21 protein-coding genes are annotated in these 24,278 nt (G+C 62.9%); 10 read left to right on the forward strand and 11 right to left on the reverse strand.

Going from position 1 to position 24,278, the window contains the following annotated elements; genetic code table 11:
• The first annotated feature begins 14 nt into the window (after nt 1-14).
• The 7 genes from KYT97_RS13455 to KYT97_RS13485 all read left to right on the forward strand — a co-directional run bounded on the left by KYT97_RS13455 (nt 15) and on the right by KYT97_RS13485 (nt 7,010).
• Nucleotides 15-821, forward strand: a complete 807-nt coding sequence (locus KYT97_RS13455; RefSeq protein ID WP_219112942.1) for a class I SAM-dependent methyltransferase — start codon at nt 15-17, stop codon at nt 819-821.
• Nucleotide 822: 1 nt separating this feature from the next.
• A complete protein-coding gene (locus KYT97_RS13460; protein WP_219112541.1) occupies nt 823-1,713 on the forward strand; it encodes an ROK family protein in 891 nt (296 codons plus the stop codon).
• 133 nt (nt 1,714-1,846) lie between these two features.
• Nucleotides 1,847-3,010 carry a phosphotransferase family protein gene (locus KYT97_RS13465; protein WP_219112543.1) on the forward strand — a complete coding sequence of 388 codons (1,164 nt, stop codon included), beginning with the start codon at nt 1,847-1,849 and terminating at the stop codon, nt 3,008-3,010.
• Between the two features lie 2 nt (nt 3,011-3,012).
• Nucleotides 3,013-4,170 carry an Rv3169 family protein gene (locus tag KYT97_RS13470; RefSeq protein ID WP_092803163.1) on the forward strand — a complete coding sequence of 386 codons (1,158 nt, stop codon included), beginning with the start codon at nt 3,013-3,015 and terminating at the stop codon, nt 4,168-4,170.
• Nucleotides 4,170-5,618: an aldehyde dehydrogenase gene (locus KYT97_RS13475; RefSeq protein WP_219112544.1), complete on the forward strand. Its 1,449-nt coding sequence runs from the start codon at nt 4,170-4,172 to the stop codon at nt 5,616-5,618. The genes KYT97_RS13470 and KYT97_RS13475 overlap by 1 nt, the downstream gene beginning before the upstream one ends.
• Before the next feature lie 119 nt (nt 5,619-5,737).
• A complete protein-coding gene (locus KYT97_RS13480) occupies nt 5,738-6,685 on the forward strand; it encodes a cation diffusion facilitator family transporter (protein WP_219112546.1) in 948 nt (315 codons plus the stop codon).
• A gap of 16 nt (nt 6,686-6,701) precedes the next feature.
• Nucleotides 6,702-7,010 (forward strand): hypothetical protein, encoded by a 309-nt coding sequence (locus KYT97_RS13485; protein ID WP_219112548.1) that lies wholly within the window; start codon nt 6,702-6,704, stop codon nt 7,008-7,010.
• A gap of 58 nt (nt 7,011-7,068) precedes the next feature.
• On the opposite strand, the gene epsC is transcribed toward KYT97_RS13485, so the two are convergent.
• From epsC to KYT97_RS13515, 6 genes are all read right to left on the reverse strand, one after another.
• Nucleotides 7,069-7,647, reverse strand: coding sequence for a serine O-acetyltransferase EpsC (gene epsC, locus KYT97_RS13490; protein WP_095887015.1), 579 nt, complete (start codon nt 7,645-7,647; stop codon nt 7,069-7,071).
• 5 nt (nt 7,648-7,652) lie between these two features.
• Nucleotides 7,653-8,588: a cysteine synthase A gene (cysK, locus tag KYT97_RS13495; RefSeq protein ID WP_033231713.1), complete on the reverse strand. Its 936-nt coding sequence runs from the start codon at nt 8,586-8,588 to the stop codon at nt 7,653-7,655.
• A 198-nt stretch (nt 8,589-8,786) separates the two neighbouring features.
• A complete protein-coding gene (locus tag KYT97_RS13500; RefSeq protein WP_033231714.1) occupies nt 8,787-10,616 on the reverse strand; it encodes a phosphoenolpyruvate carboxykinase (GTP) in 1,830 nt (609 codons plus the stop codon).
• 352 nt (nt 10,617-10,968) lie between these two features.
• Nucleotides 10,969-11,334 carry a DUF6802 family protein gene (locus KYT97_RS13505; protein WP_051730283.1) on the reverse strand — a complete coding sequence of 122 codons (366 nt, stop codon included), beginning with the start codon at nt 11,332-11,334 and terminating at the stop codon, nt 10,969-10,971.
• A 122-nt stretch (nt 11,335-11,456) separates the two neighbouring features.
• Entirely contained in the window at nt 11,457-12,644 is a 1,188-nt protein-coding gene (locus tag KYT97_RS13510) for a GTPase Era family protein (RefSeq protein ID WP_219112550.1), read from the reverse strand.
• Between the two features lie 164 nt (nt 12,645-12,808).
• Nucleotides 12,809-13,753 carry a hypothetical protein gene (locus tag KYT97_RS13515; RefSeq protein ID WP_245006115.1) on the reverse strand — a complete coding sequence of 315 codons (945 nt, stop codon included), beginning with the start codon at nt 13,751-13,753 and terminating at the stop codon, nt 12,809-12,811.
• A gap of 172 nt (nt 13,754-13,925) precedes the next feature.
• On the opposite strand from KYT97_RS13515, the gene trmB reads away from it, so the two are divergent.
• The 3 genes from trmB to KYT97_RS13530 are packed head-to-tail and all read left to right on the forward strand — an operon-like array spanning nt 13,926 to nt 18,320.
• Nucleotides 13,926-14,684, forward strand: a complete 759-nt coding sequence (gene trmB, locus KYT97_RS13520; RefSeq protein WP_033231716.1) for a tRNA (guanosine(46)-N7)-methyltransferase TrmB — start codon at nt 13,926-13,928, stop codon at nt 14,682-14,684.
• On the forward strand, nt 14,681-15,388 hold the full coding sequence (locus KYT97_RS13525; protein ID WP_033231717.1) for an NYN domain-containing protein: 708 nt from the start codon (nt 14,681-14,683) through the stop codon (nt 15,386-15,388). The genes trmB and KYT97_RS13525 overlap by 4 nt, the downstream gene beginning before the upstream one ends.
• 10 nt (nt 15,389-15,398) lie before the next feature.
• Nucleotides 15,399-18,320, forward strand: coding sequence for an MMPL family transporter (locus KYT97_RS13530; RefSeq protein ID WP_219112552.1), 2,922 nt, complete (start codon nt 15,399-15,401; stop codon nt 18,318-18,320).
• Here the strand turns inward: KYT97_RS13530 and KYT97_RS13535 are convergent.
• From KYT97_RS13535 to KYT97_RS13555, 5 genes are all read right to left on the reverse strand, one after another.
• Entirely contained in the window at nt 18,295-20,157 is a 1,863-nt protein-coding gene (locus tag KYT97_RS13535) for a DUF2339 domain-containing protein (RefSeq protein WP_219112554.1), read from the reverse strand. The genes KYT97_RS13530 and KYT97_RS13535 overlap by 26 nt on opposite strands.
• An 87-nt stretch (nt 20,158-20,244) precedes the next feature.
• Complete coding sequence (locus tag KYT97_RS13540) at nt 20,245-20,970, reverse strand: DUF1707 SHOCT-like domain-containing protein (RefSeq protein WP_045064658.1); 726 nt, start codon at nt 20,968-20,970, stop codon at nt 20,245-20,247.
• Nucleotides 20,971-21,009: 39 nt separating this feature from the next.
• Complete coding sequence (locus KYT97_RS13545) at nt 21,010-21,642, reverse strand: response regulator (RefSeq protein WP_045066679.1); 633 nt, start codon at nt 21,640-21,642, stop codon at nt 21,010-21,012.
• A 28-nt stretch (nt 21,643-21,670) separates the two neighbouring features.
• The gene (gene macS, locus KYT97_RS13550; RefSeq protein WP_045064659.1) at nt 21,671-22,876 is read right to left on the reverse strand and encodes a MacS family sensor histidine kinase; all 1,206 of its coding nucleotides are present in this window, start codon (nt 22,874-22,876) and stop codon (nt 21,671-21,673) included.
• Nucleotides 22,869-24,062 carry an AI-2E family transporter gene (locus tag KYT97_RS13555; protein WP_033231723.1) on the reverse strand — a complete coding sequence of 398 codons (1,194 nt, stop codon included), beginning with the start codon at nt 24,060-24,062 and terminating at the stop codon, nt 22,869-22,871. The genes macS and KYT97_RS13555 overlap by 8 nt, the downstream gene beginning before the upstream one ends.
• Nucleotides 24,063-24,278 lie beyond the last annotated feature (216 nt).

Consider the following 24,278-nt stretch of genomic DNA (forward strand, 5'->3'; position numbering starts at 1 on the left):
AATTGACGGTGTTCATGGAGCAGAAGTCGCAGTCGCTAAAGTTGATTCTCGTGACCAAGCCCGCAGTGACCCGCATTTTCGGCCGACGGGCAACCCTCAAACGATCCGTCGGCTTGCTCAGCGACTTCCGCCACGAGCAGACCGCGCCTGACATCTTCTACGGCGCGCTCGCTCGCGATTCCGTCGAATTGATCTCCGACCTGCATGAAGGTCACACCGGTCAGACGCTCGACGGCCTCACCGTCCTCGACGTCGGCGGCGGACCGGGCTACTTCGCGGAAGTGTTCCAAGCTGCCGGTGCCCGCTACATCCCGGTCGAACCCGATCCGTCGGAGATGCATGCCGCGGGCCTGACCGTCGGCGGCGCGGTGCGCGGATCAGGCCTGGCGTTGCCCTTTCGGGATTCGTCGGTCGATATCTGCTTCTCCTCGAACGTGGCGGAACACGTCAGCGAGCCGTGGCTCATGGCGGAGGAAATGCTGCGCGTCACCAAACCCGGCGGACTGATGGTCCTCTCGTACACCCTGTGGTGGGGTCCGTTCGGAGGGCACGAGACCGGTCCGTGGCACGCTTTCGGTGGTGAATACGCAGCCAAGCGGTACCGCCGCACAACCGGCCGCGAACCGAAGAACAAGTACGGAGAGTCCCTGTTCAAAGTGGGTGCCACCGACGGTTTGCGCTGGGCCCGCGGAACAGACCACGGTGAACTACTCGCCGCGATCCCCCGATATCACCCGTCTTGGGCGTGGTGGATGGTTCGTGTTCCCGGCCTTCGCGAATTCCTCGTGAGCAACCTCGTTGTGGTCCTCGAGAAGCGTTGACGTGATTCGCCTCGCCCTCGACATCGGCGGCACCAAGATGGCTGCCGGTTTGGCTTCCGAGGACGGGCGCGTTCCCGAATTCCGCACGGTTCCCACACCGAAAACGGATACGTGGGCAGCCTGCGCGGCATTACTTCAGAGCGTTGCCGACGGACGCGCGGTTGACGCCGTCGGAATCGCCTGCGCCGGCCCGGTCGATACCGTCGGCGGTGTTGTGGCACCCATCAACATCTCCGAATGGACTGGCGGCTTCCCCCTGCAGGACGCGGTACGCAGTGTTTTCCCGGGCGCAGCGGCCACTCTGGCCATGGACGGGGCTGCCGCTGCACTGGCCGAACATCACCACGGCGCCGGACGCGGAACCCTGGACCTGTTGAGTCTGGTCGTTTCCACCGGCGTGGGCGGCGGAGTTGTCCTTGGCGGTCGCATCGCACCTGGCCGTACGGGAAATGCCGGCCACATCGGGCACCTTGTTGTCCCTGGAGCCGACGAACCCTGCTCGTGCGGTGGCGTCGGCTGCCTCGAGACGGTCGCGAGTGGTCCGGCAGCAGTTCGTTGGGCTCGCAGTCAGGGGTGGACCGGCACCACGGGCCTCGAGCTTGCCGACGACGCCCACCGCGGCGACGCCCTCGCCCGGGCAGCGCTTCACCGTGCCGGAACCGCGCTGGGTGTTGCCATCGCGTCGGCTGTGGCACTTCTGGATGTAAATCTTGCGGTGGTGGGCGGCGGATTTTCCCAGTCCGGCTCAGCCCTGTGGGAACCTCTCCGCGAATCGGCTGCCCGACATGCCCGTTTGTCGTTCATCAAGGACCTACGAATCGTCTCCGCCGAGTTGGGTGAGCGTGGAACTCTGACCGGCGCGGGGCTCCTGTCGCTCGTCGCCGCCATCTGACACGCGTTCTTCTCCGAGAAATCCGCAGGGAGTCCCACTAAACGGGTGCCACCTGTTCCCAATTTCTGTAACGTGTTTTAGTGTTCTGACTCACACCGTTACGGGCATTGCGCGTGACACAAGCGGGAAGGAGGTGACCGTGAGCCCCGATGTTTCCTCGACAGAAGCCGAGCATCACGCACAGGTCGCCCGACCAAGTGATTCCCTCCGCGACACCGAAGACCTCCGCGAACGCCTGGAACGCTGGATGGCCGGGAAGGTGCCGGCCGGATCCACCGTGACCGTCGCCGATGTCACCCTGCCCGCAGCCAACGGCATGTCCAGCGAAACCATCCTCTTCGACGCGACCTGGGACGGCGATCATCATCCGCTGGTCGCCCGTGTCGCCCCGGCAGAGACCACCATGCCGGTGTTTCCGACCTACGACCTCGAATCCCAGTTCCGCACCATGGCGCAGGTGCACGAGCACTCCGCGGTGCCCGTACCGACGGTGTACTGGTCCGAATCCGACCCGGATGCGTTGGGTGCGCCATTCTTCGTCATGGAGCGCATCTCCGGTGACGTACCTCCCGACGTCATGCCGTACAACTTCGGATCGTGGGTCACCGAAGCGTCCCCGGCACAGCGAAAGACCCTCCAGCAGAACTCGGTCGACGTCCTGGCGCAATTGCACGCCATCGACAATCCGATCGAGCGCTTCGATTTCCTCCAACTGCCTGGTTCGGGACCGACTGCGCGAGAGGCATTCTCGGCGCACATCGCCGAGCAGCGCGCATACTACGAGTGGGTCGTCAAGGATGGCGTCCGATCGCCACTCATCGAGCGGGCACTCGGCTGGGTCGAAGCACACAATCCCGCCGACGATTCACCGGCCGTGCTCTGTTGGGGCGACTCACGCATCGGCAACGTCATGTACCAGGACTTTGCACCAGTTGCCGTACTCGACTGGGAAATGGCAACTCTCGGCCCGCGTGAGATGGACCTGGGCTGGATGGCCTTCCTGCACAGGTTCTTCGAGGACATTGCCGGGTTGGCAAACCTGCCCGGTCTTCCCGACTTCCTGCGACTGCCGGACATCGCTGCAACCTACGCTGACATCACCGGTCACACACCACACGATCTGGAGTTCTACGTTACATACGCAGCGCTGCGCCAGGCCGTCATCATGTGGCGAATTCAGGCCCGTGCCATAGCTTTCGGTCAAGCCGAGCAACCCGCAGACCCCGACGACATGATCATGCACCGCGCATCGCTCACCGCGATGCTCGACGGCACTTACTGGGAGAGGTTGAACTGACCATGTTGTCGCCGATGGACGATTACCCCATTCACCAGATCGCGGAACCGGTCCGCCACGTCGCCACCTCGGACCGAAACTTCTACGACCGCTACTACTTCAACTGCTACCCCACCGACAACAACGACACCTTCCTCATCGTCGGCCTGGGCCAGTACCCCAACCTCGGGGTCATGGACGGTTTTGCCGTCCTACGCCACGGGGATCACCACATCGTGGCCCGCATGTCGAAAGCCCTGGGCGCCGATCGCACCGACACCACGGTCGGACCACTGCGCATCGAAGTGCTGGAGGGCCTGCAGAAACTTCGTGTCGTCCTCGAACCCAGCAGCGAATACGATCTCTCCTTCGACATCACCTTCGACGCCACCATCCCGGCAGCGCTCGAGCCCAAGCACTTTCGACGCCAACTCGAACGCGTCACCTTCGACACGTCCCGCTTCCTGCAGACCGGAACGTGGACCGGCAACCTCACCGTCGACGGGGAAAAAATCTCGATCGACCCCGATACCTGGCGCGGAAATCGTGACCGCTCTTGGGGCGTACGGCCGGTCGGTGAAGCCGAGCCACCCGGCCGACGCGCCGTCGACGGTATCCAGAACTTCTTCTGGATCTACTCCGTCATGCAATTCGACGAGTTCACCATCTCGGTCATCATGCAGGAAGACGAGCAAGGCCGTCGCATCGTCGAGGAAGCGATGCGAATCTGGCCGGAAGAAGGACGCGATCCGGAATGGCTCGGCCGGCCCGAGCACGACCTGATCTTCTGCCCCGCCACCCGCGACGTCACCGGAGCTACCCTCACCTTCCACCGGCCCAGCGGCGAGGTTCTGACCGTCGACTGTGAACTGTTGCTGGCCAACCACATCGGCATCGGCACCGGGTACGGGCTCGAACAGGACTGGCGCCACGGCATGTGGCAAGGCGAGCTGGTTGTCCAAGGCCTGCGGCACAAGGTCCACGAATTCGAACCCATGCAGCGCATGTTCTCCCCCGTGGACAATCTCAGCAAATTCCATCTCACCGAGGGTGATCAGACCTTCGACGGCACCGGCCTTTTCGAAGTCGCTGCCATCGGACCCCACGAGCGTTACGGCTTCACCAGTTTCATCGATATGGCACCAGAGCGCGAGACCGACAACACCGAGGAAAGATTGTGATGACGAACTACGACAAGCTCTACATCGGCGGCGAGTGGGTAACCCCCGCCACCGACCAGGTACTCGAGGTGTTCTCACCGGCAACGGAGGAGCGCGTCGGAAGCTGTCCCGTCGCCGCTCCGGCAGACATCGACGCCGCAGTCTCCGCTGCGCGCAACGCTTTCGACAACGGACCGTGGGCCAAGACGACCCCTTCCGAGCGCGGTGCGATCCTCGCGAAGGCAGCCAAGCTCCTCGAAGAGCGCAGCGCAGATCTCAACCAGCTCATCTCAAACGAGATGGGCCAGCCACCCGCCATGGTCGGCATGATGCAGCAGACCCCGTCGATGGCGACGCTCGGTTTCTACTCCGAACTCGCCGACAAGTTCGCGTGGGAAGAGAAGCGCACCGGCGCCTTCGGGCAGACCAAGGTCACCCGCGAGCCCGTCGGCGTTGTCGCTGCCGTTCTCGCGTGGAATGTTCCGCTGTTCCTCGCGATCAACAAGCTGGCCCCCGCACTGCTCGCCGGCTGCACCGTCCTGCTCAAGCCGGCCCCCGAGTCACCGCTCTCGGTCCATGTGATCGCGGAGATCTTCGCTGAGGCAGGCGTTCCCGCCGGCGTCATCTCCGTGCTCCCCGGCGGCGCCGAGACCGGCGAATACCTCGTCTCGCATCCTGACATCGACAAGATCACCTTCACCGGCTCCAGCGCGGTCGGGCGCAAGATCGGCGCCATCGCCGCCCAGAACCTCAAGCGCTGCTCCCTCGAACTCGGTGGCAAGTCCGCCGCCATCATCCTCGAGGACGCCGATCTCGCTGCCGGAATGCCGATGCTTGTCATGTCCGGCCTGATGAACACCGGTCAGGCGTGCGTCGCGCAGACCCGAATCCTCGCTCCCCGTTCACGTTACGACGAGGTCATCGAGGGACTCAAGACCGCGGCCGGTTACATGACCGTCGGCGATCCGTCCGATCCGGCCGCGCAGCTGGGCCCGCTGATCTCCGAAAAGCAGCGCGATCGCGTCGAGGGCTACATCGCCAAGGGGCAGGAAGAGGGCGCTCGACTGGTCCTCGGCGGCGGTCGTCCCGCCGGACTCGACAAGGGCTGGTACGTCGAGCCGACCATCTTCGCCGACGTCGACAACTCCATGACCATTGCCCGCGAAGAGATCTTCGGACCCGTGCTGTCGGTGATTCCGTACGACTCCGAGGACGAGGCGGTCAAGATCGCCAACGATTCCGACTACGGCCTCGCCGGATCCGTCTGGACCACCGATATCGATCACGGCCTCGAGATCGCGGCGCAGATCCGTACGGGCACCTACGCGATCAACTGGTACGCCTTCGACGCCGGTTCACCGTTCGGCGGTTACAAGAACTCCGGAATCGGCCGCGAGAACGGACCTGAGGGCCTCGAAGCCTTCTGCGAAACCAAGTCCGTGCTCATGCCGCCCGGATACACGAGCTGAGTTAGCACCCGTTGCACACAGTGAGCACCCCTTCCAGCACGACGGAAGGGGTGCTCACTTCATAGAAGCTGTGCTCACTCCCCAGACATAACCGTCCGAGCGGGCTTAGCCTTAGCTCCGTGACCACCGAAACGGAAGCATCGGCTGACGAGAGCACCACCACCGTTGTGCTGGCCTTTGCCGCAAACGCGCTGATCGCCGGAGCAAAAACAGCGGCCGCGATCGTCACCGGATCGGCGTCGATGGTTGCCGAAGCCACCCACTCGTGGGCCGACACCGGCAACGAAATCCTGCTCCTCATCGCAAACCGACGATCCAAGCGCGTTCCCGATCGCGATCAACCCCTCGGCTACGGCCGCGAAGCCTACATCTGGTCGATGTTCGCGGCCCTCGGACTCTTTGCGCTTGGTGCCGGAGTGTCGATCACCCACGGAGTCCAGGAACTGTTCCATTCGGAACCGGCCACCGATTTCGGAGTTGCCTACGCAGTCCTCGGCGTCTCCTTCATCCTCGAAGGCATCTCGTTCCGCCAGGCCTACAAACAATTACGGGCAGAAGCTTCGGCCGTCAACAGCGATGTTCTCACGCAAGCTCTCAATACTTCCGACCCCACCACGCGGGCTGTGTTCGCCGAAGATGCTGCGGCACTTATCGGTTTGATCATCGCGTTCGCGGGCGTCCTGCTTCACCAGATCACTGGTTCACCGATCCCCGACGCCCTCGGATCCATCTGCGTGGGCATCCTGCTCGGTGTCATCGCGGTGATTCTGATCGACCGCAACCGACGATTTCTGGTCGGCGAGGAAGCGTCCCCGACCCTGCGCGCCGCCGGCATCGAAGCACTGACACAGCTACCCGACGTCAACCGAATCACGTTCCTGCGCATGGAATACCTCGGGCCACGGCAGGTCTACCTGGTTGCCAGCATCGATGTCGTCGGGGACTACGCCGAATCTCGAGTAGCCCACACACTGCGCGACCTCGAGCGCACAATCGAGCAGAGCCCACGCGTCGTACGGGCGATTCTGACGCTCTCGACACCGGAAGAACCGTCGATCACCGCCTGAGCGATACGCTCATTTGATGCGCGCTCTGGTCGTTGTACTGATGGTCCTCGGATTTGTCGTCGGAGGAATTCCCTTGTTGGGCGTCCTGATCGACGTGATGACCAGTTCGGACCGGGAGATCGTGTACCAGGGAGGGTACGCACCGCTAACGGGCGTGCAGATGAGCCGGGATTACGAATCGTCGCTGAACCTCTACTTCGATTCTCGATCCAATGCGTCGAGGAATTGGTTCCTGCTTGCCAGTTTCCCGTTCCTCGGAGCAGCTGTGGGCGCTCTGACCGCCGCGGTACTGAGACGTCGCGGCTGGCGCCTGACGCGAGTCTGATCAGACGCCGGTGGCCGCCGCACCGTCGAAACGAGGGGCGGCCACCGTCAGAACAGAGTCAGATGTACATCGCAGGATCGATGTAGCTGTTCGGATCCACCAACTTCTCCTTGGCGGTCCGCGGCCGAGCCACTGCCGGAATACCCGTTGCAATGGAATCGGCCGGAACATCACGCGTCACAACAGCATTGGCGCCGATAGCACTACCTTCGCCGATGAGAACAGGTCCCAGGATCTTGGCACCCGCACCCACGGTGACCCGATCGCCGAGCGTCGGATGGCGCTTGACCTGCTCGAGTGAACGGCCGCCGAGCGTGACACCGTGATAAAGCATGACGTCGTTGCCGATTTCAGCCGTCTCACCGATTACGACACCCATGCCGTGGTCGATGAAAAACCGTCGACCGATGGTCGCGCCGGGATGAATCTCGATGCCCGTGGCAAAACGTGTCAGCTGCGACAACACCCGGGCCGGACCGCGCAGAGCGGGCACAGCCCACAACTTGTGTGCGATCCGATGCGACCAGATGGCATGCAGCCCTGAGTAAACGAGGGCATTCTCCACATTGCTGCGCGCGGCAGGATCCTGACCGCGCGCAGCCTGTAGGTCCTCGCGAATGACGCCGAGGATACTCACGTATCTCAGTCCCGGATGTGTTCGAACAGTGGGGTGGAGATGTAACGCTCACCGAAGTCGCAAACAACAGCCACGATCAGCTTGCCCGCATTCTCGGGGCGCTTTGCCAACTCGAGGGCGGCCCACACGATGGCGCCGGACGAGATGCCACCCAGGATGCCTTCCTGAGTTCCGAGAGCGCGAGCGACCTCGATGGAATCGGGGAACGAGACGTCGATGATCTCGTCGTAGATTTCACGATCGAGGATCTCGGGTACGAAGTTCGCACCGATTCCCTGGATCTTGTGGGGGCCGGGCTGGCCACCGTTGAGGATCGGCGAATCGATGGGCTCGACGCCGACGATCTTGACCTCGGGCTTGTACTTCTTGAGAGTGCGTCCGACGCCGGTGATGGTGCCGCCGGTGCCGATACCGGAAACGAAGATGTCGACGGCGCCGTCAGTGTCGGCCCAGACCTCTTCACCGGTCGTCACCTCGTGGATGGCCGGGTTGGCGGGGTTTGCGAACTGGCTGGCCGAGACAGCGTTTTCAGTCTGCTCGACGATTTCCTTGGCCTTGGCGACTGCGCCGGCCATGCCCTCGGAGCCCGGGGTCAGCACGATCTCGGCGCCGTACGCACGCAGCATGACGCGACGCTCGGTGGACATCGTCTCCGGCATGGTCAGGATGACCTTGTAGCCACGAGCAGCACCGACCATGGCAAGTGCGATACCGGTGTTACCACTGGTGCCCTCGACGATGGTTCCGCCGGGCTTGAGTGCTCCGGACTTCTCGGCAGCGTCGATGATCGCAACACCGATCCGGTCCTTGACGCTGTTGGCCGGATTGTAGAACTCGAGCTTCACTACAACCTGCGCGTCCAGACCCTCGGTCAGGCGGTTGAGTCGCACCAGCGGGGTGCGCCCGACCAATTCGGTGACGTTGTTGTAAATACCGGTCATTTCCGTACCTCCATGTGGCCGCAGTGTCGACCGGGTCGTTTCGTTAATGACGTTATTGCATCATTCGGTGTGTCCTATAGCTCAACCGGGCCGGTAAAAACCCGAGAACTACCAAAAATAATCTCCTCGAATGCCGAATGCCGCATCTGTTCGATCAGATGCGGCATTCGGGCTACGCAGAACAGAATCGCGAGGGACTCAGCCCAGACGCTGCTTCAGAGCTTCGAACTCGTCACGGATACCGGTGGGCAGCTTCTCGCCGACGAAGTCGAACCACTCCTCGATCAGCGGGATCTCGGCCTTCCACTCGTCGATGTTCACGGCGAGGGCCTCGGTGATGTCGGCGTCCGACACGTCCAAGCCGTCGATGTCGAGAGCCGATCCCGTGGGAACGACGCCGATCGGGGTGTCGATACCGGCAGCCTTGTGCTCGATACGCTCGACGATCCACTTCAGGACGCGAGAGTTCTCGCCGAAGCCTGGCCACAGGAAGCGTCCGTCGTCGCCGCGGCGGAACCAGTTCACGTAGAAGACCTTGGGCAGCTTGGACTCGTCGGCAGACTTGCCGAGGTCGATCCAGTGCTGGAAGTAGTCGCCCACGTTGTAGCCGAGGAACGGAAGCATTGCCATCGGGTCGCGGCGAACCGTACCGACCTGGCCTTCGGCTGCTGCGGTCTGCTCAGAGCCGACCGTGGCACCCATGAAGACACCGTGCTGCCAGTCGCGGGCCTCGGTGACCAGCGGAACCGTCGTCTTACGACGTCCACCGAACAGGATTGCCGAGATCGGCACGCCCTTCGGGTCGTCCCACTCGGGAGCCATGATCGGGCACTGCGACATCGGGGTGCAGTAACGCGAGTTGGGGTGAGCGGCCTGCGTACCGGATTCAGGCGTCCACTCGTTGCCCTTCCAGTCGATCAGGTGCTGCGGGTCGCCTTCGAGGCCTTCCCACCAGACGTCGCCGTCGTCGGTCAGTGCAACGTTGGTGAACACCGTGTTGCCCTGGTCGATGGTGCGCATCGCGTTGGGGTTCGAGGACCAGTTGGTGCCCGGTGCCACGCCGAAGAAACCGAATTCGGGGTTGACGGCGTACAGCTGTCCGTCGTCACCGAAACGCATCCACGCGATGTCGTCACCGAGAGTCTCGGCACGCCATCCGGGGATGGTCGGCTGGATCATCGCGAGGTTGGTCTTGCCACATGCGGACGGGAATGCCGCCGCGATGTAGTAGGCCTTGTCCTCGGGGGAGATCAGCTTGAGGATGAGCATGTGCTCGGCCAGCCAACCCTCGTCGTGCGCCATTGCCGAAGCGATACGCAGCGAGTAGCACTTCTTGCCGAGGAGAGCGTTTCCGCCGTAGCCGGAACCGAAGCTCCAGATCTCACGATCCTCGGGGAAGTGAGTGATGTACTTGGTGTCGTTGCACGGCCACGCGACATCGGCTTCGCCATCGGCGAGCGGAGCGCCCAACGAGTGCAGCGCCTTGACGAAGAATCCGTCGGTGCCGAGCTTGTCGAGAACCTTGCTGCCCATGCGGGTCATGACGCGCATGGAGACGACGACGTACTCGGAGTCCGTGAGCTCGACACCCAGCTTCGGATCCTCGGCGTCGAGAGGACCCATGCAGAACGGCACGACGTACATGGTGCGTCCACGCATGGAACCGCGGTACAGGTCACCCATGAGGGTGCGCATCTCCGACGGGTCCATCCAGTTGTTGGTGGGGCCTGCGTCGATTTCTTCCTTCGAGCAGATGTAGGTGCGCGATTCGACGCGAGCCACATCGGAAGGATCGGAATTACCGAGGAACGAGTTCGGCTTCTTCTCGTCGTTGAGGCGCGTGAACGTGCCTGCCTCGACCAGCTTGTCGGTCAGCCGGTCCCACTCTTCGTCCGAGCCGTCCGCAAAGACGACGCGAGCGGGCTGGGTGAGTTCGGCAACCTCTTGCACCCATGCAAGCAGTTCCTTGTGCTGCGTGGGGGGCGTGCCGTCAGTTCCGTTGAGACCGGGAATGGTCGCTGAGGTCATCAAACTCTCCTGGGGTGAGCCGGAACCGGGTTCTCGTGACACCGGATGCAAACTGCAGCTCCCCGATACCAGTTGATCCCGGTGTCCCCCTCTCGACGGGGTCCAGCCGCGTCATCCACTCACGTGGATTTCACGGACGCCGGGTGTCCTATGTACTGAGGTTAACGCTGGCTGTTCACCTGCAGGTAATCGGGTGCGGTCAGAAATGTCACAGAAACGATTCAGATGGTGTATCCACACCGCGTACCCGGCTTCGAATAGAGGCAAACGGTCCCGGATCGCAAGGCGAACAGTCCTCCAGGTACGTCACTCAGTGCCTATTTTGCGTGTCACGCAGTGCCTCTTTTCGGTGTCACACAGTGCCAGAATCGATGCGATCCCAGACCAACGCACCGTGCGTGTCTCGGTGGCATTCCCACGCCGCGAAGTCTCCGTCCGACTCCACCATCGTCACGCGGTCGGCAGCGCCGTCACGATCGAAATCCGACACCACGACGATGGCAGCTGCATCGTTGTCCGGCGACACGACGCGACTGTCGACGATCCCGTCGCCATCGAGATCGAATGCGTCGAATGTCGTCGTCAGATCACCGACGTCGACAGTCCCCGTACCCGGTCCGAACGTTGCCGGGTCGATGCCCTCTGCCGGTAGATGATCTGCCGGCACGTCGAACCGTCCCATGTCGACGACGTCGGCGGTGATCAGAAATCCGTCCATTACTTCCCCCTGTGCTTGATCTTGCTGGTGTCTTCTCCCGGCAACCCCTACCGAGATGCATCAGTACTACCAGATTTCCGTCGACAGTCACCGACAAAAATCCGGGCCTGTGGACAACTCGTTCAGGCCCCGGCACCGTTCAGAATTGCCAGGTCACGTTCACAGGCGGCCAATTGTCCGGAACGTGCCTGTCCCAGTGCTCGGAGCTCGACATCGATCTCCGCAATTCGCGCTTGCGCCGACGCAACCAGCTCTCGGCTCTCCGCCAGGATCGCGCTGCCGAGATCCACTTCCGCGTCAAGGAGTCGGTTCAGCACGCGCTGCTCCCATTGCGCTCTGACGGTGGCCATCGTTTCCGCCAGCCACGCACGAGCGTGCGCCCGATCTGCCGCAACTCCTCTCGTGCGGCTCAACCACCACGCCGCAATTGCGCCAAGCACCAGAGTTACCGGAATGCTCGCGATGTCCAGGGCCGGCACCATCTCCAGCGGAATGACCGCGATCCGCCCCAAACCGAGCCCCGCCGAGGCACCGACCAACACGGTGATGCGCTCTTCGTTACCACGCGGCCGTGTCGCGGGGTGGTCGGGAAAATGTGGGAGTGCGACGCTTACACCCGTTTCGCCGATTCCGACTGCTGTGGCGATCGCAGCGTCGAAAGCCACTGTGTTGCTCTCGACTTCGTGTTGCAGACGTGCCGGCAAACTGTCGAGTTCGCTTCGGGTGGACTCGTCGATCCACAGGCGCGCCGACGCCACTGTCGTTCGAGTGGTGTCCGCGATTTGCTGCGAAAGTTCGGCTCGCGCGCGCTGGAGCCTGGTCCTCATCTGAGCAAGTCGTTCACTACGTCGACCGTCACGGTCGGTGAGTAATTCGCTGCGCTCCGCACGCAGTTCGCCGCCGGGATCGCTCTCGCGCAGGTTTCGAACCTCGAGGTCGATCATCCGTCGGGTTTCCGCGATCACACCGCCGCCAGGCTGAGATACGGCGCGTCGACGAACTGCGTCGACGGCGTGGAACAACGGTGCGACACCGCCATGCTCGGACAGGACGATGATTGCCGCCCCACCGTAAACATCACTGTGATCTGCAAGAATGCGCTGATCGCGGTCGCGAACCGATTCCCAGTCCGGGTTCACATCCGTCTTGGTCATCACAACCACAAACGGCAAGCCTCCCACTCCGGACTCGTCGAGCAGTTCCAACTCTTCCCGCCCGATCACACTTGCCGCGTCGACCACCAGCAGCACGATGATGGCGTCGCTTGCGTGATCGACGCTCGTGTATCGGCCCGCCACGCTCAGGAGCATTTCGACCTCTTCGCGACCACATCGCGGCAGGCCGATAACGAAAACACTTGCATTACTTGATGATTCATCGGCCCAAGCGACATCGACATCACCAGAGAGCCCAGCTGGGTTCCATCTCCGAACCACAGGATGGACCGCCGCCGGCAGAACCGAAGCTACATCGCTCACGCGCTCATCTCCGACCGCTCTCGCTCACCGCCGAGAAGCACCCACCGCCTGACGTACGCCCGGTGGACCAGCGATATCGCGTCGGCCCATGCGCGATGTTCACGTTGCGTCGGCCCGCCCCACCACTGAGCGCATCTGCGCGCTTCCTCGACCGTTGTCGGCGCAGGCGGTGCGCTTGCCACAAACCCACGCAGTTCCGGACGCACCAGCGCACCCGTCGCGGCAAAGATCAGACCGGAATCGGTCCGTAGATACTGTTCGATCTCATCTCGGGCACCGGCGACCTCCGCCGCCTCGGCGCCGGCAGCAACGCGCTCCAGTATCGATCGAATTCCGTCGACTCTGCGCCACCACCACATCTCGAGTAGCGGCGACAACTCACCGAAGAACGCCTCTCGACCTTGTCCGGTCAACGCGACCAGAGGAACGGTGACGGCGGAGAGCTCACCGGAAATCTCGGCTGCACGCGTGAGCGCATCCTCCCACCCGTCACCGATGTGGTCGGCTTTGTTCAGAACGGCAAGGCAGTGATCGGACGCCCGGCCGGCCGCACGTCGATCTGCGTCTCGGAGTGCGTCGACCACGACGACCACAACGCAGTGACTACTCAGATCCGGATCTATCGCACCGGGCACGTCGAACGCCCTCGTCTCCGTCGGAATAACCGGCGCGCCTCCCACTCGATGGCTCGCGAAGACATCACTCTCGAGCAACGTGGTCACCGCGGACCGGCCGACTCCGCTACGACCGGCAACCAGTACCTGCAACGGTGCTGTCAACGATCCGACTATCGAATGCACCGCCTCCGCGGCGTGCTGATCGATCGACATCAACCGGTAGGCAAGCCGTCGCAACTCGTCCATCGGCGGCGCGCAAGCGTCGTCGAGTGAGACTGCGGGCACAATTCGAGCCCACACCTTCACATTTTCCCCTGTGTTCATCCCCACCCCACGTTCCCCTTCGTGATGGGCAGATTCTGTCAGGTTTACGACGACACGGCTGTTCCCGGCAGGTCATCTCACGTTCAGCTGTCCGATTTCGCGGGCTGTTCTCCGGAATTTTCCCAGAAAGTCTCAACTCGAACTTCAGACCCGTCTGCGCTATACGGCAGTCATGCGTGACAATGGACGCGTGAACGAAGCCGATCAGCACGCACTGCCAACCCCGAACGCGGGCGAGACGGAAGACTCCAAGGGTTCCCGTCTCCATCCGCGCGTGACAAGTTTCCGTTCGCGCAGGGGTGCGCTGACCGACGCACAGCAGAAGTCCTGGGACCGCCAGTGGCCCCTTATCGGCGCCGATGTGTCCGACACTCCCCTCGACTCGACCGCCTGGTTCGGACGCGATGCCCCGCTGATCATCGAGATCGGATCGGGCACCGGAACCGCGACCGCTGCGATGGCCAAAGCCGAACCGCACGTCAATCTCATTGCCATCGAGGTCTACCGCCCCGGGCTCGCGCAACTCCTTCAGCAGGTCGAACGCGAAGAGATCCCGAACGTCCGCGTCCTGCGCGGTGACGCGATGGACGTACTGGAAAACATGATTGCCCCGGAGTCGCTGACGGGTGTTCGGGTGTTCTTCCCGGATCCGTGGCCCAAGGCTCGCCATCACAAGCGTCGCCTGTTGCAGGCCCCGACGTTCTCGTTGATCGCCAATCGCCTCAAGCCAGGCGGAGTCCTCCACGTTGCCACCGACCACGCCGAATACGCGGAGTGGATCGAGGAAACCGGAAACGCCGAACCGCTCTTGAGCGCTCTCGACTGGGAATCACCGATGACCCACGAGCGCCCAGTCACGAAGTTCGAAGACAAGGCCCATAAGGTCGGAAGCGCAATTACCGAGCTTATATGGGGGAAGATCAGAGCATGAGCGTCAGCGAACAGTTATCCGACGACCTCGAGTCGTCAGGATCTCCCCTCGACCTCGGTCGTGACTCCCGCCACCCCAAGCGGGTTCTCCTGGTGTGGGACGCCCCCAACCTGGACATGGGCCTCGGCGCCATCCTCGGCGGCCGACCTACCGCTGCCTACCGGCCACGATTCGACGCACTCGGACGTTGGTTGCTGTCACGGACCGCTGAACTGTCCGCGCGTGAGTCCGGCAACCTCGAACCCGAAGCAACGGTCTTCACCAACATCGCCACGGGCAGCGCCGACGTTGTGCGCCCATGGGTCGAAGCGTTGCGTAACGTGGGTTTTGCGGTGTTCGCCAAGCCGAAGGTCGATGAGGACAGCGATGTCGATTCAGACATGCTCGAGCACATCGCTCTGCGGTACGGCGAGGGACTGGCCGGAATCATGGTCGCGTCCGCCGACGGTCAAGCATTCCGCGAACCGTTGGAAGACATCGCAGCGACCGGCATTCCGGTTCAGGTACTCGGATTCCGCGAGCACGCCAGCTGGGCTGTGTCGTCCGACATCCTGGACTTCGTCGATCTCGAGGACATTCCCGGTGTCTTCCGCGAGCCTCTGCCGCGGGTAAGCCTGGATACTTTGCCCGACGAGGGCGCCTGGTTGCAGCCGTTCCGACCGCTTTCCGCCCTGCTCATCGGGCGAAAAAGTGTTGCCGAGTAGGAGTTGATCAGTGTTCGCCAGCTGGGGAAGCATCGTCTATCGTGCCCGCTTCACCGTCATCGCTGTCATGGTGGCGGGACTCCTCGGGCTTGCCGCGTACGGCATGAGCCTGCAGGACCATCTCAGCCAGAGCGGCTGGGACGATCCGGGGTCACAATCGGTCGAGGCTGCAAAGCTCGCCGACGGCACGTTCGGACGTAGCACCGCCGGCGACGTTCTGGCGCTGTACACAGCGCCCGAAGGAAAAACCGTCGACGACCCGGAGTTCCAAGCGAAGGTCATCGACAGCCTGCAACGACTGGTCTCGGACCATCCGGATCAGATCATGAAGATCAACGGTTCGTACTTCAAGGTCGGTGACGGACTTTCCGTCGCCGCCTTGGCAGACCCGACGAAGCAACATGCCGTTGCCAGCGTGGCCATTGCCGGCGACAACGACACCGCGGTGTCCAACAACTTCCGCGATGTCGAGAGCGAGTTCTACATCGACGGTGTCAACGTGCAGTTGGCCGGTCTGCAACCGGTCGCGAACTCGTTGAACGACACGATGGCCAACGACATCAAGCGCATGGAAATGCTCGCAATTCCTGCTGTCGGTGTGCTGCTCTTCTTCGTGTTCGGTGGCGTCGTCGCTGCTGCCCTGCCCCTGATCGTGGGCGGCCTGACCGTCATCGGTGCCAACGGCATCATCCGTCTGATCACCAATTTCACCGAGGTCAACGCGTTTGTCGCGCCCGTGGTGTCCTTGGTCGGGCTGGGTCTGGCCATCGACTACGGGCTGTTCATCGTCAGTCGTTTCCGTGAAGAAATCGCCGAAGGGCACGAGACGCCGACGGCGGTCCGCAGAACGGTCATGACCGCAGGCCGCACTGTCATGTTCTCGGCGACCATGGTTGCCGTCAGCCTCGGCGGCCTTCTGCTGTTCCCCCAGGGCTTCCTGAAATCCGTTGCGTACGGCGCAATCGCGGCCGTCATGCTTGCGGCCATTTCGTCCGTCACGATCCTGCCTGCCATCCTCGGAATCCTGGGCAAACGGATCGATGCGTTGACGTTCAAGAGGCTTCGCCAGACCAAGACCAACGAGGAAATCGAAAACGGCTTCTGGGGCAACCTCACCAGGTTCGTGATGCGGCATCCGCTCAAGGTTGCCGTTCCGATCGTGGCCGCACTGCTCCTGATGATCATTCCGCTCACCGGCATCAAGTTCGGTGGCATCAACGAGACGTACCTGCCGCCCGACAGCCCCACGCGCGTAGCTCAAGCCGAGTTCGACGAACTCTTCCCGGGTAACCGCACCGAACCTGTCCGTCTGGTCATCCAGGGCGCAGACAACACCGCTCTCGGCCAGATCGCGAAGACCGCCAACAACGCACCGGGGCTGGTCGAGAAGTTCACCCCCGAAGTGGCCACCAAGGACGGCGTCAACGTCCTCAAAGCCGGCCTGACCGAGCGCAACGAAGCTCGCCCCACCATCGACTACCTCCGCGCCGCGGACTGGCCGGAAGGCACGACGGTCCTTGTCGGCGGCACCCCCGCCATCGAGCAGGACAGCGTCGACGCTCTACTCGACCGTCTACCGCTGATGGTCGTCACGGTCATTTTGCTGACCACACTGCTCATGTTCCTGACCTTCGGATCGTTGGTCCTGCCGATCAAGGCAGCTCTGATGAGCGCTCTCGGACTGGGTTCGACGCTGGGCATTTTGACGTGGATCTTCATCGACGGCCACGGCAGCGAACTGCTCAACTTCACACCCGGCCCGATCATGTCGCCAGTTCTGGTGTTGATCATCGCGATCGTCTACGGGCTTTCCACCGACTACGAAGTCTTCCTGCTCTCACGAATGGTGGAAGCGCGCGCGCAGGGTGCGAGCACCACCGAATCCATCCGCATCGGAACAGCGCACACCGGCCGCATCATCACCGCGGCGGCGTTGATCCTCATCGTGGTGACCGGCGCGTTCGGCCTGTCCGAACTGGTGATGATGAAGTACATCTCGTACGGCATGATCGCGGCCCTGGTCATCGACGCCACGCTCATCCGCATGTTCCTCGTGCCCGCCACGATGAAACTGCTCGGCGACGACTGCTGGTGGGCCCCGGCCTGGATGAAACGAATCCAGGAGAAGATCGGACTGGGCGAGCCGATCCTCGACAACGAACTTGCGCTCGTCGATGTCCCCCAGCTCACGCCCGTCGGCGCGATCGCCGGACCCGGCCAGGCAAAAATCACCGAGTCAGCGCAGGCAAAAGCTGCGACGCCGTCGCGGGTACTCCCGCCCCCAGCACCGGTCGGGGGCAAGCGCGAACCCGATCCCCTCACCGAGCCCATCCCCCTCAGCGAGATGTCGGTCAAGGCGCCAACGCCCAAGACATACGCGCCCGGCGAGACACCCCGCCGCCGCAGTACCGACCGACCGGCCGGTGCGCCGCAGGACCTGATCGAAGCACCAATCCCCAACCCGACGTACAAGGCGGCCAAGCCGGAACAAACGGCAACACCGACACCGGCTCCGACCGCCCGCCGCACCTCCCCCGCTACACCGGCTTCCACTGAACGACCGATCGAAAGCTGGTTGTCGGACCTGCGCACCCCGGGTGAGGCGCAACCTGCATCGAGGCCATTGCCGGCCGTCCGCACTTCGGCACCGACCAACGGTGCAGCAACAAACGGTGCAGCAACAAACGGTGCCGGCACCAATGGTGCTTCAACCAACGGGGCTGGAACCAACGGGGCTGGAACCAACGGCGCAGCGACCAACGGCGCAGCGACCAACGGCGCAGGCAGTAACGGAGCGGCCACCACCGGCGCGGCGTCTGAATCCACGCCCAACGGTCCGTCGTCCGGCAACGCAGTCAGCGGACGCCACCGCCCCGACGACGGTAATGCCGTGAGCGTCAGCGAGCTCATCGCGCGGCAGAAGCGGAGTTGATCTGGTCCGCCTTGCCGAAGGCGCGTGCATAGCGCGTCCCGACAAGCAGGAGCAGTAGCCCGACCACCAGGAACGCGACACCGCGAACCAGTCCGCTCAAGGTGGCGAGATCGAACAGGAAGAGTTTTGCCAGCGCTGCGCAGGTCAGCGTCAGGCCGGTTCCCAGCATCGTGTGTGCGTGCTCGCGATTGTTCAGCCCGAATACGAGTGCGGATGTGGCGGCCAGCATCCATACGACCGTTGCTGCACTGTGGCCGAACACAAACCCTGTTGTGCCGCCCCATATCTCGATGCCCGACGCAACCAGTGCGCAGGTAGCGGCGTAGAGGATACCCATTCCGCTGATGGCCCAGGCGACGGCGATGTTGTTCTCCGAGACCAATGCCAACCGACTCATGACCCACACGAATGCCACGAGCACGCCGATCGCAGTCAGGCTCGTGAGTGCCGTCAGCGCATCGAGATGGGCAGACGCGGCACGGGACGTCATCAACATGGACGGCGACGCGGATTCCAGGAATCCGATCAATCCGATTGCGGCAAAAACGGATCCGAGCGCACAGACGAAACGTGATCCGGTCGAACCTGCGATCACGATGAAGACGGTGGCGACGGCAAGCAGAACTGCAGCAGTCAACGACTGCGGCGACCCGGCAACACAGCACAGCAGCAGAGCCACTGCACCGGTACCGGCGATACCCATGCGCAGGTGAGTCGACAATGCCGCGCCTGCTGCAGCACCGACCAGGAGCACCAGTGCCATGACGCCGTAGAGCAGGGAGGCCATCTGATCACCGAGGAGTACGTCGACTCCCAGCAGTGGGAGCGTTGCGACAATGAACGTCGCACTCGACCAGGCGCCGGCAACACCGTCACGCGACGGGGATCCCTTCCACTGCAAGGCAACTGCGGCGCTCAGTCCGATCAGGGAGACAACAACCGCACTGATCGTCAATGCCGATGAATCAACCTGCATTCCATCGAAGAGGGACACTCCGATGATTGCTGCGATCAATACGATCGCAACCGGCACCGTCCGGGCCATGCCAAGATATTTCCAGTCGCGACCGAGTTGAGCGGAGAACCCTGCCACTTGGAGAGCAACAAGAAAACCGATGAGCGACAACGTCAGTGCGCCGGCCAAGGCGGGGGCTGCCAATGCCGCGCCGAGCACGATCAGCAGCGCAAGAGGTTCGGAGTTCCACCTGACCGCCACCGAGACTCCGGCAGCAGCGATACCGAAGGCAATCACCATCGACAGCGGCGAGACGATCCAGCCGTACAGGACCGACGCTGCCATCACATCGAGGTAGAGACCGGCAAATCCGGTGGCCGCCAGCGCGATTGCTCCCACCCGGCCGCCCGGGCGTCCGTACACCCGGAACCCTGCGAAGATCAGGGCACCGGACAGGGCTGCTCCGCCGATCACTCGAAGAGGCGGTCCGAAGAAACCGGCCTGGGCTGCCAGAACCAACAGCATGACAACACCGATCAAGGTGACTGCCACCCCGGCAATCGCGAGGAGTCGGCTGATCACGCCGTCACGTTGCCACCACGGCACACTGGGCTGCTTCGGTGGACTCGGTTGCATTGGCGGACTTGGCGGGCGCAGGTACTGCGGTTGCGGGGCAACGTGCTGCGGGGCCGGCTGTGGAACGTACGCGGGAATCTGAACGGGCGCCGCAGCCGGCGCTGCAGGCCGCATCGTGGTCAGCTGCGTCTGCAGAATCGACAGGTTCTGCCCCATGTGGCGCAACTGCCGTCCGATGCTTTCGCATTCGTCCGACAGAGCGGTCACCAGTCGCGGATCGACGGCAGGAGAACTTGGTGTGGTCATACACCGAGCTTGCTTCAGTCAATCCTCGATTGAATGAGTAGTACTACTCGACCGACATAGGGGCTTTCGGTGAGCACACCTTTCGATCTAGGACCCAAGGAACTTGCGAAAGGTGGTTCCGAAGGGATGCTTTGCAGTGACGCTACCGAAGCGCACCTTGCCGTGCACCACTACGTGAAGCGGGCCCATCTGAGGCCCGGACCGCACCTTGTTGGAAGCGCTGCCACCGATGGCTTCGACATCGTTCATGTCCACCGTGGCTTCTTCGGGGACGATCAGCGAGATCGAGCTTGCATAGTCGTTGATCGAGACATGCACGATCTGTGTTTGCATGACCGCACGCGTGAAATCTACCGTGACACTGGACATTCGAGTGTCGATCACAACGGCCGGCGGGACGATCCACGCGCCGTTGCGCGTCACTGTCGACATCCGTCCGCGGATGATCGCGGCATTGGCTGCGCCGTAGGCACCGGCCGCCGGAGGCCCACTCTGTCCGGCATAGGGCTGCGGCTGCGGATACTGAACCTGCTGATGAACCGGCGGCTGCTGGTAACCCGGGGCCGGATACTGATAACCGGACTGGCCGGCCGACGCGGGATACGCGGGAGGCTCGTAATCCGAGATCAAGGTGATACCCGGGAGATCGGCAAGTACGACGTTGAGTTCGCCCCTGGTCTTTGCAGCCAGCGCGGTGTCCATACGTTCGGTGAACTCACCGAGTGAGAGCATCCCCTGACCGACGGCTTTCTGCAGCAATTCGCCGACGTGCTCTCGTTCTGCATCCGATACGCGTAGATTCCTGGCCTCCATGGTTTCCAGGATAAGCGTTAATCGAGACTTTCCCGGATATCAGTCAAGACCCTGCTCGATTGCGTAACGCGTCAACTCGACGCGGTTGGCCAATTGAAGTTTGCGTAGCGTGGCTTGTACGTGGTTTTCGACGGTTCGGTGGCTCAGCGAGAGCCTGGTCGCAATCTGCTTGGCGCTGAGCCCTTTCGCGACCAGTCGCAGCACTTCGGTCTCCCGTTCGGTGAGTTTCGGGACCTCGGGTGCACGGTCGTCGGCAGGGGCGGTGGACATGCGTCGGTATTCACCGAGTACCAGTCCGGCAAGGCCAGGGGTGAAGACAGCTTGCCCGTCGTAGGTTGCGCGTACGGCTCCCAGGAGTTCGTCGACGGAAGCACTCTTTACCAGGTAACCGGACGCTCCCGCCTTGATCGCGTCCAGTACGTCGTCGCGTTCCGACGACGCCGACAGCACAAGGATCTTGCTGTGGGGCGAAACTTCGAGCACGGCTGCGGTTGCGTCTGCGCCATTTCCGTCGGGGAGGTGCATGTCCATGAGAACAACGTCCGGTGTCACTGCAGCGGCGCGGTTTCGGGCACGCTCGACGCCGTCTGCGGTGGCTGCGACGATGAATCCGGCTGCTTCGAGGTCGCGGGACACTCCGTCTCGCCACATCGGGTGATCGTCGACCACCATGACGGACACCCCTGCTACACCCTGCTGCTCAGTCACTTCCACTACTTTCCTTCGGCACCGTGATTTCCCATTCTGTGCCCTCCCCGGGTCCGGTGTGCAGACTCGCGGTACCGCCGAGCACCGCGACGCGTCCGAGAATGGACTTCGATACTCCCATGCGACCTTCGGCTTCGGCTTCGGCCAACCGGCCGTCGGGGATACCGACTCCGTCGTCGCGGATGCTGACAATGACCTCGCCCGGTAGATCTTCGAGCAGTACGAAAACCTTGGCGCCCGAGCCGGCGTGGAGTGCTGCGTTGGACAGGGCGTTGTCGACGATGGCGGCCAGTTCGATGGCGCGGTCGCGGTCGAGGATGACAGGGTCGGCTGGTGTCGAGACGGATACCGTCGCACTCGCCCCTGTGGTGAGCAGTGGGCACAGGTCGACGCTCTGACCTCCCGTGTCGGCTGTTGCGCCTGAGCCCTGTTCGGAGATGAGCATGCGAAGTGCCACTTCCTGCTCTCCGGCCAGTTCTGCGAGTTCTGCGGCTTCACCGCCGAGCGCTGCGCCTCGTCTTCGGACCATCGCAAGGACTTGGAGTACTCCGTCGTGGACTTCACGGGCGAGTCTTTCGCGTTCTTCGGTGGCTGCGGCGAGGCGCACGGCTTGTTCGAGTTGGCGATGTGCGCGCCGTGCGGTGGTGGTGGCGAGGCCCAGCGCCAAGCCGACTGATACGAGGACGGGGGCTGTGGCGTCGCGCCAGAGATCAAGATTGATCTGGTCCCGAATGATCGCGCTGGCCGAGGAGATGACAACGCCTGATGCGATTCCGAGCCACGGCCCGCCGAGGATCGCCGCCGAGATCACGGCGTTGGTGGCCCACAGCGTCGTCGGTAGGGTCTGGTGATTTTGGTACCACTCGTGATCTGACACAAGCCGGGTCGACGCCATGAGCGCGATGACGATCAGCTGATCTGCCAGTACGACATATTTTCGTGGGACCGTTTCAGCGGCCAACATGACTGCGGAGGCACCGGACCACACCGCCATGAGCGCGACGAAGAACCAACTCAGACGTGCGTTGGTGTAGTCCGACGCCGAAGCGAACTGGTAGCTGATCGCGTAGACCAGAGTGACCAAGCGAAAGGCCTGCGCGGCCCGCCACAGCGGTGCGTCAGGGTCGGTGTCTATTCCGGATGCTTCGCGGACGGTGGGCCGGTAGTGCAATCGGCGTCGGCGGGTCGGGTCAGTCATCGTGGGTGGCCTGGTCGGGTGGGATCGGATTTTCGATGCGCGGTTCGGTTCGTGGTTCGTCGGGTTCCGCCGGATAGAGCGGTGTCTCCGGATCTTCGACGTGCAGTTGGGCGTACACGGCGTCGGGATCGTCGGCGAGCAGTGAGCGGATAGCCGTGTTGAGGACCGCGACGATCGGTACGGCGAGGAGCCCGCCGACTATTCCGGCCAGGACGATGCCCGCGGTGATCGCGAGAACCACGGCCAGCGGGTGGAGCCTGACTGCGCGGCCGAGCAGCAGGGGCTGCATGACGTGCGCTTCGAGCTGCATGACGCCGATGATGATGCCGAGCACGATCAGGGCGGTCAGGAATCCCTTGGTGACCAGGGCGACGAGGACTGCAAGAAAACCCGTGAGAAAAGCACCGACGATCGGGATGAACGCGCCGATGAACACCAGCGATGCCAGGGGCAACGCCAGCGGGACTCCCAGAATCGCGAGGCCAGCGCCGATACCGATGGCGTCCGCTGCGGCGACGGCAACCGTTGCACGTACGTATCCGATGAGTGAACCGAAGCCGGCGGCGCCCGCGATCCGGATACGACGCCTCGAATCGCGCGGAACGATCCGGGTGACGAACTCCCAGATCTGGTCTCCGCCGTACAAGAAGAAGATCAGGGTGAAGAAGGTCAACAGCGCGCCGGTGAAGATCTCGGTGACAACCGCCGCGGTGGTCAGCGCGCCACTGGTCAGTTCTTCGCGATTGGACTGCACCGATTTGACGACGGAATCGCCCGCTTGGCGAATCTGGTCCTCACTGAAATGGAACGGGCCGCTGGTCAACCAGTTCTGGATCTGTGTGACGCTGGCAGCAAATTGATCGGTGAGCTCTGGAAGACCGTCGATGAACTGCTCGACCACAAACGTCATGATTCCGGCAACGATGCCGAGGGCACCGAGCAACACCACTACAACGGCAGCTGATCGCGGCACGCCCCACGTTTGCATCCGGTCTACGAACGGAATGAGCAGCGCCGAAGCCAGGAGCGCCAAGCCGACGGGAATCAGCACCGTCTCGAGCCGCAGCACGACGTATCCGAGGACCGCCAAGCCGGCAAAGATCACGATCAGGCGCCACGACCACTCGGCTGCGATCCGCACGCCGGGATGAACCGACTTCGCGTCGGACGTGATGGGCTTGTTCATTCCCGCTCGAACTCATTCTCGAACTCATTCATGGGCCGAATCCCCTCCGCATTCCCCTTATCCTGCGTTCCCTTCGGGAGCCTAACCGCCGGAGCCGACAACCGTGGGCAGACGCAAATGGGACGCGCATACCAGTACTTCGACCCTGGCCAGCTAAATTGAACGCTGTGCGGGCTTCATACAGAGCGATAGCGGTGACGATCCGCAGTCGATGGC

Origin of the sequence: Rhodococcus globerulus, assembly GCF_019334125.1 — a bacterium.
GTDB lineage: Bacteria > Actinomycetota > Actinomycetes > Mycobacteriales > Mycobacteriaceae > Rhodococcus_F > Rhodococcus_F globerula.

Bases quoted from the DNA above. Each gene is read 5' to 3' on its own strand.
- KYT97_RS13505 (WP_051730283.1), bottom strand. From the start codon at position 11,334: ATGGACGGATTTCTGATCACCGCCGACGTCGTCGACATGGGACGGTTC.
- KYT97_RS13535 (WP_219112554.1), bottom strand. From the start codon at position 20,157: ATGACCACACCAAGTTCTCCTGCCGTCGATCCGCGACTGGTGACCGCT.
- KYT97_RS13470 (WP_092803163.1), top strand. From the start codon at position 3,013: ATGTTGTCGCCGATGGACGATTACCCCATTCACCAGATCGCGGAACCG.
- KYT97_RS13545 (WP_045066679.1), bottom strand. From the start codon at position 21,642: ATGGTGGTCGACGATCACCCGATGTGGCGAGACGGAGTGTCCCGCGAC.
- macS (WP_045064659.1), bottom strand. From the start codon at position 22,876: ATGACTGACCCGACCCGCCGACGCCGATTGCACTACCGGCCCACCGTC.
- KYT97_RS13555 (WP_033231723.1), bottom strand. From the start codon at position 24,062: ATGAACAAGCCCATCACGTCCGACGCGAAGTCGGTTCATCCCGGCGTG.
- KYT97_RS13475 (WP_219112544.1), top strand. From the start codon at position 4,170: ATGACGAACTACGACAAGCTCTACATCGGCGGCGAGTGGGTAACCCCC.
- KYT97_RS13515 (WP_245006115.1), bottom strand. From the start codon at position 13,753: ATGAACACAGGGGAAAATGTGAAGGTGTGGGCTCGAATTGTGCCCGCA.
- KYT97_RS13510 (WP_219112550.1), bottom strand. From the start codon at position 12,644: ATGCTCCTGAGCGTGGCGGGCCGATACACGAGCGTCGATCACGCAAGC.
- trmB (WP_033231716.1), top strand. From the start codon at position 13,926: ATGCGTGACAATGGACGCGTGAACGAAGCCGATCAGCACGCACTGCCA.
- KYT97_RS13540 (WP_045064658.1), bottom strand. From the start codon at position 20,970: ATGGAGGCCAGGAATCTACGCGTATCGGATGCAGAACGAGAGCACGTC.
- cysK (WP_033231713.1), bottom strand. From the start codon at position 8,588: ATGACCGGTATTTACAACAACGTCACCGAATTGGTCGGGCGCACCCCG.
- KYT97_RS13455 (WP_219112942.1), top strand. From the start codon at position 15: ATGGAGCAGAAGTCGCAGTCGCTAAAGTTGATTCTCGTGACCAAGCCC.
- KYT97_RS13525 (WP_033231717.1), top strand. From the start codon at position 14,681: ATGAGCGTCAGCGAACAGTTATCCGACGACCTCGAGTCGTCAGGATCT.
- KYT97_RS13500 (WP_033231714.1), bottom strand. From the start codon at position 10,616: ATGACCTCAGCGACCATTCCCGGTCTCAACGGAACTGACGGCACGCCC.
- KYT97_RS13485 (WP_219112548.1), top strand. From the start codon at position 6,702: ATGCGCGCTCTGGTCGTTGTACTGATGGTCCTCGGATTTGTCGTCGGA.